Origin of the sequence: Stenotrophomonas sp. ATCM1_4 (assembly GCF_004348115.1) — a bacterium.
GTDB classification, from domain to species: Bacteria; Pseudomonadota; Gammaproteobacteria; order Xanthomonadales; family Xanthomonadaceae; genus Stenotrophomonas; species Stenotrophomonas capsici.
On the sequence record NZ_QPFB01000001.1, the window covers coordinates 1,785,601 to 1,798,294 of the forward strand.

At 66.2% G+C, this 12,694-nt stretch carries 9 protein-coding genes; 7 read left to right on the forward strand and 2 right to left on the reverse strand.

The window, feature by feature from the left end:
• Nucleotides 1-88: 88 nt before the first annotated feature.
• The gene (gene dnaN, locus ATCM_RS08235; RefSeq protein WP_132864061.1) at nucleotides 89-1,186 is read right to left on the reverse strand and encodes a DNA polymerase III subunit beta; all 1,098 of its coding nucleotides are present in this window, start codon (nucleotides 1,184-1,186) and stop codon (nucleotides 89-91) included.
• 324 nt (nucleotides 1,187-1,510) lie between these two features.
• Entirely contained in the window at nucleotides 1,511-2,842 is a 1,332-nt protein-coding gene (gene dnaA / locus ATCM_RS08240; RefSeq protein WP_132864062.1) for a chromosomal replication initiator protein DnaA, read from the reverse strand.
• A gap of 254 nt (nucleotides 2,843-3,096) precedes the next feature.
• On the opposite strand from dnaA, the gene rpmH reads away from it, so the two are divergent.
• The 7 genes from rpmH (at nucleotide 3,097) to ATCM_RS08275 (ending at nucleotide 12,527) form a co-directional block, all read left to right on the forward strand.
• On the forward strand, nucleotides 3,097-3,237 hold the full coding sequence (gene rpmH, locus ATCM_RS08245; protein ID WP_132864063.1) for a 50S ribosomal protein L34: 141 nt from the start codon (nucleotides 3,097-3,099) through the stop codon (nucleotides 3,235-3,237).
• 38 nt (nucleotides 3,238-3,275) lie between these two features.
• Entirely contained in the window at nucleotides 3,276-3,734 is a 459-nt protein-coding gene (rnpA, locus tag ATCM_RS08250; RefSeq protein WP_192287192.1) for a ribonuclease P protein component, read from the forward strand.
• On the forward strand, nucleotides 3,734-5,446 hold the full coding sequence (gene yidC / locus ATCM_RS08255) for a membrane protein insertase YidC (RefSeq protein ID WP_132864064.1): 1,713 nt from the start codon (nucleotides 3,734-3,736) through the stop codon (nucleotides 5,444-5,446). Before rnpA ends, yidC begins: the two co-directional genes overlap by 1 nt.
• 96 nt (nucleotides 5,447-5,542) lie before the next feature.
• On the forward strand, nucleotides 5,543-8,224 hold the full coding sequence (locus ATCM_RS08260; RefSeq protein ID WP_132864065.1) for a polysaccharide deacetylase family protein: 2,682 nt from the start codon (nucleotides 5,543-5,545) through the stop codon (nucleotides 8,222-8,224).
• A gap of 3 nt (nucleotides 8,225-8,227) precedes the next feature.
• Nucleotides 8,228-9,577, forward strand: a complete 1,350-nt coding sequence (gene mnmE / locus ATCM_RS08265; RefSeq protein WP_132864066.1) for a tRNA uridine-5-carboxymethylaminomethyl(34) synthesis GTPase MnmE — start codon at nucleotides 8,228-8,230, stop codon at nucleotides 9,575-9,577.
• A gap of 176 nt (nucleotides 9,578-9,753) precedes the next feature.
• Nucleotides 9,754-11,367 carry an ATP-binding cassette domain-containing protein gene (locus tag ATCM_RS08270; RefSeq protein WP_243693981.1) on the forward strand — a complete coding sequence of 538 codons (1,614 nt, stop codon included), beginning with the start codon at nucleotides 9,754-9,756 and terminating at the stop codon, nucleotides 11,365-11,367.
• A 125-nt stretch (nucleotides 11,368-11,492) separates the two neighbouring features.
• On the forward strand, nucleotides 11,493-12,527 hold the full coding sequence (locus tag ATCM_RS08275; protein ID WP_243693982.1) for a glycerophosphodiester phosphodiesterase: 1,035 nt from the start codon (nucleotides 11,493-11,495) through the stop codon (nucleotides 12,525-12,527).
• Nucleotides 12,528-12,694: the final 167 nt, after the last annotated feature.

Consider the following 12,694-nt stretch of genomic DNA (forward strand, 5'->3'; position numbering starts at 1 on the left):
CGCCCCGGAATCAGGTTCCACGTGGAACCTTGCAAGAAAAAAAGCCCGGCATTCGCCGGGCTTCTTCATGTTCCACGTGGAACGCCGGTCAGAGACGAAGCGGCATCACGACGTGGCGCGACTTCTCGCTGCTGGCTTCGCGCACCAGCGCCGAGGAGTTCGAGTCGCGCAGCTGGATGACCACATGCTCGTCGCGCAGTGCCGACAGGGCGTCGAGCAGGTAGTTCACGTTGAAGCCAATGGCCAGATCATTGACCTGGGTATCGGCCTCGACTTCTTCCTGCGCTTCTTCCTGTTCCGGGTTATGCGCGCTGATCTTCAGCTGCCCCGGGGTCACCTCGACGCGAACGCCGCGGTACTTTTCGTTCGACAGGATGGCGGCGCGCTGCAGCGAAGCACGCAGGCTTTCGCGCTCGATCTTCACTTCGCGGTCGGCACCGATCGGGATCACCGCTTCGTAATCCGGGAAGCGGCCGTCGATCAGCTTCGAAGTGAAGGTCACATCGTCGCGCTTGACCCGGACATGGCTGCGGCCGACTTCCAGTTCCACCTCACGATCGCCGCCTTCCAGCAGACGCTGCAGCTCGGTCACGCCCTTGCGCGGCACGATGATCTGGCGCTTGCCGGTGCTGCTTTCCAGCTCGGTTTCGCACAGCGCCAGGCGATGACCGTCGGTGGCCACGCAACGCAGGGTCTTGTCGCGCAGGTCGAACAGCAGGCCGTTGAGGTAGTAACGCACGTCCTGCTGGGCCATTGCGAACGCGGTGCGTTCGATCAGTTCCTTCAACGCCGCTTCCGGCACGGCAACGCGCTCGGTGGCTTCGACTTCGTCAACCGACGGGAAGTCGTTGGCCGGCAGGGTCGCCAGGGTGAAGCGACTGCGGCCTGCCTGCACCGTGATCTTTTCGCCGGTCTGCGAAACGGTGATGCGGCTGCCATCAGGCAGGGCGCGGATGATCTCGAACAGCTTGCGCGCCGGAATGGTGGTTTCACCATCCTGGGCGTCTTCGACCGCGATGCGGGAGACCATCTCCACTTCCAGGTCGGTACCGGTCAATGAAAGCTGACCACCCTGCACCTGGACCAGGAAATTGGCCAGAACCGGCAGAGTCTGGCGGCGTTCAACCACGTTGACGACCTGGGCCAACGGCTTGAGAAAGGCTTCGCGCTGCAGTGTGAAACGCATGTGGTTTCGTGCCCCTATGCTTTTAAAAGATGTGGGTTAAATCAAAAGCTTGGTGGTGCTGGTAGAGCCAGATTTGGTTTAAAACACACCCAAGTATTTGTTTTCAAAAGGTTTCTATGCACTGAAACCCTCTGTACTACTGGCCCGGAACGGGTGGGGAATGCTGTGGATAACTTTTCGCGTTTTTGGAGACGCGTTTTTATCCACAACTTCCTCAACGTCTGCCCCCGAATCATGCACCGTTTTGTGCGATGACGCCTCTGCGGCGTCGGTGCATGATTCGTCCGGCTTCTTCCCTACGACCTATCCGGTGCCCCGAATGGCTTACTCACTCAACTTGCGGATGAGCTTGTCCCAGTCCTCGCGGAGCTTGCCGTCGGTTTCCATCAGCGTCTTGATCTGGCGGCAGGCGTGAAGCACGGTGGTGTGGTCACGGCCGGCGAAGGCATCGCCGATTTCCGGCAGGCTGTGCTCGGTCAGCTCCTTGGTCAGCGCCATGGCGACCTGGCGCGGACGGGCCAGCGAACGGGTGCGGCGCTTGGACAACAGGTCCTTGATCTGCAGGCCGTAGTAATCAGCGACGGTCTTCTGGATGTTGGGAATGCTGATCGCCTGCTGCTGGGCACGCAGCAGGTCGCGCAGGGTTTCCTGGGCGAACTCGGTGGTGATCGCGCGGCCGGTGAAATTGGCACGGGCGGTCAGGGTGTTGAGTGCCCCTTCCAGGTCGCGCACATTCGAGCGCATCTTCTTGGCGATCAGGAACGCCACGTCATCCGGGATCTCGGCACCGCGTTCGCGTGCCTTGGCCAGCACGATGGCCGCACGGGTCTCGAAATCCGGCGGTTCGATCGCCACCGACAGGCCCCAGGCCAAGCGTGATTTCAGGCGCGCTTCCAAGCCTTCGACCTCGCGCGGGTAACGGTCGCAGGTCAGGATGATCTGTTGCTTGCCGTCGAACAGCGCGTTGAAGGTGTGGAAGAACTCTTCCTGGGTGCGGTCCTTGCCGGCGAAGAACTGGATGTCATCGATCAGCAGCGCGTCCACCTGCTGGAACTGGCGCTTGAACTGGTCCATGGTCTTTTCCTGCAGCGCCCGGATCATCGCGCTGAAGAACTGTTCCGAACGCAGGTACAGCACCTTGGCCCCCGGGTTGGCCTGGCGCATGGCATTGCCGGCGGCCAGCATCAGGTGGGTCTTGCCCAGGCCGGTGCCACCGTACAGCAGCAGCGGGTTGTGGGCGCGGTCGCCGGGCTTCTGTGCCGCCTGGAACGCGGCGGCCAGGCCCAGCTGGTTGCTGCGGCCTTCCACGAAGTTGGTGAAGGTGTAGTGCGCATCCAGGTTGCCGTTGAACGGCACCACCGGTGCCGATACCGGCGCCTGGACGCCGCTGCTCACCGGCAGCGGGGCCGGCTCGGCCACGCGGGGGCGCGAGCCGATCTCCAGGATGACCTCGGAAAAACCGGCGAAATGGGCGAGCAGCTCGGAGATGCGCGACAGGTACCGCTCGCGCACCTGCTCGACGATGAAGGCATTGGGCGCGTACAGCACCAGGCTGTCAGCGCGCTGGTCGGCCTGCAAGGGCTTCAACCAGGTGTGGACATCTTCCGGCGGGAATTCCGCTTCAAGACGTTCAAGACAAAGAGACCAGGCATCCATCAGCAATAATCATCAAAGGCCTTGTCGGCAAGGCGCAGGAAGCCGCCGGGCCACAGGCCGGAACAGGGAAAAGTGGATGGCCCAGACTACCACCGCAGACCGGATGCGGGAATGCTTGTCCCGGATTTATTCACAGGCTCATCCACAAGCTGTGCACCGGCCTGTGAATATCCGTCGTTTCGCAAGCTTGACGGGGTGGGGGGCGCTTCTATAGAATTTCCGGTTCTTTCCGTCCCATTCATACAGGTGCCCCCATGGCCACCAAGCGCACGTTCCAACCCAGCAACCTCAAGCGCAAGCGCGATCACGGCTTCCGTGCCCGCATGAAGACCGCTGACGGCCGCAAGGTCCTGTCGCGTCGCCGCGCCAAGGGCCGCAAAGTCCTCAGCGCTTGATTGCGTTGCCGCTCTCCGCGGCACATGCAACTTCAATCGTGAGCAGTGCCTTCCCGCGCAAGCGATTCCCTCGCTCTGCGCGGGTTCGTACGCGCGCTGAATACTCTACGGTCTTCAACGGCGCCCGCCGTGTGTCCGACCCGCTGATGACACTCCACTGGCTGAAAGGGGATGCCCCCGCTCGGTTGGGCATGGCCGTGTCACGGAAGGTGGATACGCGTGCGGTCGGCCGTAACCGTATCAAGCGTGTGTTGCGCGATGCAACACGCCATCTTTTGCCGTGCTTGGCCGGTGGCGATTTCGTCGTCGTTGCCCGCTCGGCGGCCAAGACGGCCAGCAATCAACAGATCCGCGAGGCGTTCGAACGCCTGCTGCGCCGTGCCGGCGCATTGCCCGCTGCGGGCGCGGACGGCACAATGCCGCCGCGCAAGGGCGCTGAACCCACTCCTTTGAACGCGCCGGATGCTTCGTCCGGCCGAGCCGAGCCAGCCTGCTGATGAACCAGACCCGTGTATTCCTGATTTTCGCCTGGCTGATGGTGGCCGTGCTGCTGTGGATGGAATGGGGTCGCGAGAAGAACGCGCCGGATCCGGCCACCGTGGCCGCGACCCAGCCGGCCGTGCCGGTGTCCAACGATGCCGACCTCGCCGTGCCCGGCACCGGTACTGTGCCGCAGGCCACCGTCCCCGGCCATGAGGCTCCGGCCGCCCCGGCGGTTGCCGGCGTCGAAGCGGCCAGTGCCGCACCGCGCGTGACCGTCACCACCGACGTCCTCAAGCTGGTGCTGGATGGCCGCAGCGTGCTCGACGCCGACCTGCTGCAGTTCCCGCAGACCAAGGCCGCCGGCAGCCCGCCGGTGCAGTTGCTGACCGAGGACAAGGCGCACCCGTATACCGCCACCGCCGGTTGGGCCAGCCAGTCCGGTTCGCCGGTACCTGGCGCCGCCGGTTTCCAGCCGGCCGGCAACGCCACCGAGGTGGTGCTGGCCGACGGCCAGAACCAGGTGCAGGTGCCGTTCGTGTGGAATGGCCCCAACGGCGTGAGCATCCACCGCACCTATACCTTCACCCGTGGCGAGTACGCCGTTTCGGTGAAGGATGAAGTGAGCAACGCCGGCAGCGCGCCGTGGCAGGGCTACGTGTTCCGCAAGCTGGACCGCGTGCCGTCCATCGTCACCCGCGGCATGACCAACCCGGACTCCTTCAGCTTCAATGGCGCCACCTGGTTCAGCCCGGAAGAAGGCTACCAGCGCCGTGCGTTCAAGGACTACATGGATGACGGCAACCTCAGCCAAACCATCACCGGTGGCTGGGCGGCGATGCTGCAGCACCACTTCTTCACCGCGTGGATCCCGCAGGCCGACCAGGCCGCGCTGTACCGCCTGTCGCAGAACGGCCCGCGCAACGTGATCGAAGCCAGCGGCCCGGGCTTCACCGTGGCACCGGGGCAGAAGGTCAGCACCGAGGCGCGCCTGTGGGTGGGCCCGAAGCTGGTCAACCAGATCGCCAAGGAAGACGTGAAGGGCCTGGACCGCGTGGTCGACTACAGCCGCTTCTCGATCATGGCGATCATCGGCCAGGGCCTGTTCTGGGTGATGAACCAGGTGCACAAGCTGGTCGGCAACTGGGGCTGGTCGATCATCGGCCTGGTGATCCTGCTCAAGCTGGCGCTGTTCCCGTTGGCCAATGCGCAGTTCAAGTCGCAGGCCAAGATGCGCAAGTTCCAGCCGCGCATCGCGCAGTTGAAGGAACGCTATGGCGATGACCGCCAGAAGTTCCAGACCGCGATGATGGAGCTGTACAAGAAGGAAAAGATCAATCCGATGGGCGGCTGCCTGCCGCTGCTGATCCAGATGCCGATCTTCTTCGCCCTGTACTGGGTGCTGGTGGAGTCGGTGGAACTGCGCCAGGCCCCGTGGTTTGCCTGGATCCAGGACCTGACCGCGCGTGACCCGTACTTCATCCTGCCGGTCATCAACATGGCGGTGATGTGGTTCACCCAGAAGCTGACGCCGGCCGTGGGCATGGACCCGATGCAGCAGAAGATGATGCAGTTCATGCCGCTGGTGTTCGGCGTGATGATGGCCTTCATGCCGTCCGGCCTAGTGCTGTACTGGGTGGTCAACGGTGGCCTGAGCCTGCTGCAGCAGTGGTACATGATCAAGAAGCACGGCGAGGACACGCTGCCGGCCAAGGTCGAAGCCAAGTAAGTCGAGGAGCCCGCCGCAAGGCGGGCTTTTCGCATGTGGCGTTAGAATCGCCCCGCGTTCGCGCCCCTTCCACCGTTTCCCGTCGTCGAGCCCGCCATGCCCCGTTCGCTGCCTTCGTACCGCGCGCTGTTGTCGCCCCTGTTGCTGGCCTGCGTGCTGGCCTCCGGTTGTGGCAGGCAGCAGGAACCGGCCGGCAAGGCACCCGTCACCCAACCCAGCGCCGCCGCGGCGGCGGCGACGGATCCAGCAGCGGCACCGCTGCTGGGCGCGTTGCAGAAGCAGTTGGATGGCCATCGCCGCATCGTCGTGCTGCTGGCCGATGAGGCACAGCAGACGCCGGCCGATCGCACCACCTCCAGCCGCATTGGCCAACAGTTGTTCCATGACGGGCTGGAGCAGCGCGAGGCCATCGCCGCGCAGTTCGATGCGTTGCTGCGCGAGAGCAGCCCACAACGCTTCGCCACGCTGGGCACGGTGCTGGACTACATCGAATCGGCACCGGAGCTGTACGACGCCGACCGCCTGGCGTTCCGCGAAGTGTTGCGTGACCTGCACGAGCGGGTCGGCAAGGACTCCTCGTTGCCGGCGGTGAAGCTGCACCAGCGCATCGGCGAGGACCTGGAGGCGCTGGACGAGATCGAGCGCAACTACAACCAGGAAATCACCCGGATCTTCAGCCGTTTCGATCGCACCCGAGCCATCACGCTCAAGCGCGAGAAATGGGACGACTACATCGCCCACCTGCGCACGCAGTACAGCCGCGAGGCGATCCTGCGTGACTACGGGGTGATCGAGCCCTACCCGATGTCGATGAAGGACAGCGAGCGCGAGATCTTCGGCCGCGACCTGCCGGCCAAGACCGTGGTGTTGACCTTCGATGACGGCCCGCACAAGGCCTATACCGATGAAGTGGTGGCCATTCTCAAGCGCTACGACGTGCCGGGCGTGTTCTTCGAGGTGGGCCGAAACCTGGGCGCGATCCAGCCCGATGGCAAGGTCACGCTCGGGCCGATGGCCGGCATCAGCCGCAACCTGATGGAGCAGGGCTACGCGGTGGGCAACCACAGCCTGACCCATGCACAGCTCTCGCGGACCAGCGGTGACGCGCTGCGCGAGCAGGTGCTGGGCACCGACATCCTGCTCAAGGACGTGGATAGCCGCCGCGCGCCGTTGTTCCGCTTCCCGTATGGCGCGCGCAACGCCGAAGGCCTGCAGCTGCTCGGCGAGGCCGGCCTGAAGTCGATCATGTGGAACATCGATTCGATGGACTGGGCCGACCCGGTGCCCGAGTCGATCGTGCAGCGCGTGGTCGAGCAGGTGCAGAAGGAACAGAAGGGCATCATCCTGTTCCATGACATCCACGACCGTGCGGTGAAGGCGTTGCCGCAGATCCTGGACCGGCTGATCGCCGACGGTTACCAGTTCGCTGGCTGGAACGGCCGTGACTTCAGCGTCAGCCGCCCGCGCAAGGGCGCCACCAGCGACGCCACCGTGACCACCGGCTACGAAAAATCCTGGGCCATCGTGATCGGCATCGACGACTACGCCAGGTGGCCCAAGCTCGAGTACGCCAGCCATGACGCGCAGGCCATCGCCGATACCCTTACCGGGCAGTTCGGCTTCCCGTCCTCGCAGGTGATCGTGCTGAAGAACGAACAGGCCACGCGCAACAACATCCTGGCCGCCTTCCACGACCGCCTGGCCGATGACCGCACCGGCCGGAACGACCGCGTGTTCGTGTTCTTCGCCGGCCATGGTGCCACCCGCCAGCTCGCCTCCGGGCGCGACCTGGGCTACATCATCCCGGTGGACTCGGACCCCAACGAGTTCGCCACCGACGCGATCGCGATGACCGACATCCAGAACATCGCCGAGAGCATGCGCGCCAAGCACGTCATGTTCGTCATGGATGCCTGCTACAGCGGCCTGGGCCTGACCCGCGGCGGGCCGTCCTCGTCGGCGTTCCTGCGCGAGAACGCGCGCCGCAGCGCCCGCCAGATGCTGACCGCCGGCGGTGCCGACCAGCAGGTGGCCGACAGCGGCCCGAACGGGCATTCGGTGTTCACCTGGGTGCTGCTGCAGGCGCTGGCCGGCAAGGGCGACCTCAATGGCGATGGCCTGATCACCGGCACCGAGCTGGCCGCGTACGTGGCGCCGGCGGTGTCGGCGGTGTCGCAGCAGACCCCGGCATTCGGCAGCTTGCCCGGATCGCAGGGCGGCGAGTTCGTGTTCCAGGTACCGGACAGCCAAGAATACCTGACCGCCGATACCCGCCAGCTCTCGGCCGACGCGATCGCGCTCAACAACCGCGTCGATGCCGCCCAGGATGCCAAGGGCGAGGCCGAGGCACCGGTGACCGTGACCGACCTGCAGGGTGGCAGGAGCACGCTGGTGGTGCCGGCGGCCGGGGCGGTGTCCGACCGCCAGCGTGCCCAGCAGGCCAATGACCGTGGCCTGCAGCTGTACCGCGAGAAGCGCTACGACGAAGCCGTCACCCAATTCACCGAGGCCCTGAAACTGCGCCCGGACTTCGCGCAGGCGGCCAACAACCTGGGCTTCGTCTACTACCGCCAGCAGCGCTATGCCGAAGCGGCGCGCTGGCTGGAGAACACCTTGAAGATCGATCCCTCGCGTGCGGTGGCCTACCTCAACCTGGGCGATGCGTACTTCAATGCCGGCGACAAGGCCAAGGCCGGGCAGGCCTACAGCACCTACCTGGAGCTGCAGCCGCAAGGCAGCGGCGCGGCCCAGGCGCGCGCGCAACTGCAGAAGCTGTAGCGGATGAGCGCGTTGTCCACCGGCCAGACCATCGTTGCCATTGCCAGCGGCGCCGCTGCCGGCGGCGTCGGCATGCTGCGCGTCTCCGGGCCGCGGTCATTGCAGATCGCCGTTGCCCTCGGTTGCCCGATGCTGCAGCCGCGGCATGCGCACTACGCCAGGTTCCGCGATGCAGGCGGCGAGGTGATCGATGACGGCATCGCGTTGTACTTCCCCGGCCCGCGCAGCTTCACCGGCGAGGACGTGGTGGAACTGCAGGGCCACGGTAGCCCTGTCGTATTGCGACAACTGCTCGCGCGCTGCATCGAACTGGGTGCGCGCCAGGCGCGTGCCGGTGAGTTCAGTGAACGCGCCTTCCTCAACGGCAAGCTCGATCTGGCCCAGGCCGAAGCCATCGCCGACCTGATCGCGGCGGGCGACGTGCGCGCCGCACGCGCCGCGCGGCGTTCGCTGGATGGCGTGTTCTCGCGGCGGGTGGAAGAGGTCGGCGAACAACTGGTGCGCCTGCGCATCCACGTCGAAGCGGCCATCGACTTTGCCGATGAGCCACTGGATACGCTGGGCGGTGCGCAGGTGCGCGCCGGCATCGAACAGGCGCGTGCGCTGCTGGAGCAACTGCGCATCGACGCCGAGCGTGGCCGCAAGCTGCGTGATGGCCTGCACGCGGTGCTGATCGGCCCGCCCAATGCAGGCAAGAGTTCGCTGCTCAATGCCCTGGCCGGCAGCGAGCGCGCCATCGTCACCGACATCGCCGGCACCACCCGCGACACGCTGCGCGAAACCATTCGCATCGATGGCCTGGAGCTGGAACTGGTGGACACGGCCGGCCTGCGCGAAGGTGGCGATGCCATCGAACGCGAAGGCATGCGCCGCGCCCGTGCCGAAATGCAGCGCGCCGACCTGGCCATCGTGGTGCTGGATGCGCGTGATCCGGACGCGGGCAAGCAGGCCATTGGCGATGCCGCCGCCCAGGCCGCGCGGCAGCTGTGGGTATTCAACAAATGCGACCTGCTGCCACAGTGGCCGCAGGACCTGGGGGCCGACAGCATCGCGTTGTCGGCGGCCAGCGGGGCAGGGCTGGAGCAGCTGCACGCGCGCCTGCGCGCCATCGCCAGCGACGGTGCCGGGGAAGGCATGCAGGGCGAGTTCTCCGCGCGCCTGCGCCATGTCGAGGCCATCGCCAGTGCCGCAGGGCACCTGGAAACCGCCGACGCGCAGCTGCACCACGACCAGCTCGAACTGGCTGCCGAGGAGCTGCGGCTGGCCCACGATGCACTGGGCGAGATCACCGGCCGGATGACGGCCGACGATCTGCTGGGGCGGATTTTCTCGAGTTTCTGCATCGGCAAGTGATGCCCCGCGTGGGGTGACACATTCAGCCTGCGCGCAGTAGGCTATGCGCCGTTACGGGATCCCCCCGCCTGCGGAGCCAGTCCAATGCGCCATTGATGCCACCGTCGCAATGACGGTCCCTTCCAGTCCCTGCTGCCGTTGGCGGCCGGGTGCTTCGGGCATCGATGGAACCACGCATGACCACTTCCGTATCCGTGACGCTGGATGGCGTCGCTTGGCACACGCCCGATGGGCGCTGCCTTTTTTCTGATCTCACTGCACGCTTTGATGGACGGCTGACCGGCCTGGTCGGCCGCAATGGCGTGGGCAAGTCCGTGCTGGCGCAGATGATGGCCGGGCTGCGCGTACCCAGCGCCGGACACTGCCGGCGCATGGGCCGCGTCCACTACCTGCCGCAGCAGGTGGCGGTGATTCCCGGGCAGCGGGTAGCCGAGCTTGCCGCTGTGGATAACGTGTTGGCGGCGCTGCTGCGGATCGAGGCGGGCAGCACCGACCCGGCCGACTTCGACGCGGTGGGCGAACAGTGGATGCTGCGCGAAACGCTGCAACAGGCGTTGCTCGACGCGGGACTGGAGGGTATCTCTGCGGACATGCCTGTGGATAAGCTCAGCGGCGGGCAACGGATGCGGGTGGCATTGGTGGGCGCGCTGCTGCAACCGGTGGAGCTGCTGATCCTGGACGAGCCCAGCAATCACCTGGACCTGGCTGGCCGGCAGTGGCTGGCCGCGCAACTGCGGGCACGGGGGCAGGGCGTGCTGCTGGTCAGCCACGACCGCCTGCTGCTGGCCGAGGTGGAGCGCATCGTCGAATTGTCGCCGCAGGGCCTGCGCAGCCACGGTGGCAACTACGCCAGTTATGCACAGGCGCGCGCTGCCACAAGGGCGGCGGCCGAAACCCTGTTGCAGCAGCGTCGCCATGAACGTCGCAAGGGCGAGCAGGAGTTGCGCGTCCAACGCGAACGGCTGGAGCAGCGCAGCGCGCGTGGCAGCCGCGATGCGGCCAGGGCCAACCAGGCGCCGATCCTGCTGGGCCTGCAGCGCCAGCGTGCCGAAGCCAACGCCGGCAAGGCACGACAGCAGCTCCAGCAACGGCATGCGGGGCTGGACGACGCGGTGCGGCAGGCGCATGCGCAGCTGGATGCGCCACCACCGGTGTTGCTGATGCCGGCGCTGCTCCCCGGTGGCCCGGAATGGGTAGTGCGGTTGGAAGGCGTGCGTCTGCCGTGGAGCGACCCGGCGCAGCCCGCGCTGGACCTGTCGCTGCGCCGGGGCCAGCGCCTGGCCGTGAGTGGAGCCAACGGCACCGGCAAATCCACCTTGCTCAAGCTGCTGGCCGGTCAGTGCGAAGCGGTGGCGGGGAACGTACAGGTTGCGGTGCCCGCAGCGCTGCTGGACCAGCAACTGGCGGTCCTGCCGCCGCAATGCAGTGCGCTGCAGGGGCTGCGCGAAAGCAACCCCCTGCAGGAGGAAGCCGTCTCTCGCAGCCGTCTCTCGCTGCTGGGCCTGGACGCCGCGCAGGCGGTGCTGCCCTCGGCCCGGCTCAGTGGTGGGCAGCGGCTCAAGGCGGCGCTGGCCTGCGTGCTCTACGCGGACCCGCCGGCGCAGCTGCTGTTGCTGGACGAGCCGGGCAACCACCTGGACCTGGAATCACTGGAAGCCCTGGAAGGCCTGCTGCGGCAGTACCGCGGCACGCTGGTGGTGGTCTCCCACGATCCGGCCTTCCTGCAGGCCATTGGCATCGATGCCACGTTGCAGCTGGACAGGGATGGCTGGCGATTGCAGCCGGCCTGAGGCTGTTCTTTCTTTCGCCGGTCACATCGCAGCGGCATCATTGCGCCTTCGTTTTTTGATGAAGGTGCGGTGCGATGTCCAGGTGGGGATGGTTGATGATGGCAGGCATGGCATGCTGCCCGGTAATGCACGCCAACGCCGCCCAGAGTTATCCACACGTTTCGGTCTACGCGCACCGTGGTGCCAGCGCATTGCTGCCCGAACACACCCTGGCCGCGTACGCCCAGGCCATCTCCGACGGCGCCGACTACATCGAGCCGGATCTGGTGATGACCAAGGACGGCGTGCTGGTGGCACGCCATGAGAACGAGATCGGCTCGACCACCGATGTCGCCGCGCATCCGGAATTCGCCGAGCGCCGTACCATCAAGGTGATCGACGGGAAGAAGATCGACGGTTGGTTCACCGAAGACTTCACCCTGGCCGAGTTGAAGACCCTGTACGCCCGCGAGCGCCTGCCACAGGTGCGCGGCACTGCGTTCGACGGGCAATTCCGCATTGCCTCGCTGGACGAGATCATCAACTTCCTGGTGCAGCAGGCCGGCCGCGCCAACCGCGGCATCGGGCTGGTGCCGGAGATCAAGCACGGCAGCTATTTCCGCGGCATTGGCCTGCCGATGGAAGACAAGCTGCTGGCCGCGCTGCAGGGCAATGCCTATACCAAGGTGGCGCCGGTGATGGTGCAGTCCTTCGAGACCGCCAACCTGCGCGCGCTGCGCGCCAAGCTGGGCCGCGATTCCAACATCCGCCTGCTGCAGCTGCTGGATGCTGCCGGCGACATGCCGGCCGACGTGGTGCTGGCCGGCGGCACGCTGACGTATGCGCAGATGGCGACGCCGGCCGGGCTGAAGGAGATCGCCGGCTACGCCGACGCCATCGGCCTGGAACGGCGCATGGTGATCCCGTGGAACGCGCAGGGGGGCCTGGCTGCGCCCACCGCACTGGTCGGGGATGCGCATGCCGCCGGCCTGCAGGTGGTGGTCTACACCTTCCGCCCGGAGAACCCGTTCCTGCCGCCGGCACTGCGCCAGGGTGCGGAGAATGCGCGCAACCCGGAGGCATCGGTGGCCGAGATGCGCGAGTACCTCAAGGCCGGCATCGATGCGTTGTTCACCGACGATCCCGCACTGGGCCGCCGCGCGGTGGACGGCACTCCGTAAGGAGCGGCCTGCACCGCGACGCCGCAGCTGCTTCGGCCCGGGCCGCCGCGGGTTGGCGGCACCGGATCGATCACGTGACGCCCTGTCATCGTTTGCCAGTCACGGCGGTGCCCAAAGGGAGGGCGGTTGTCCTGTGTGAAAATGCCGGCAGTGGGCATTGGCAGGAT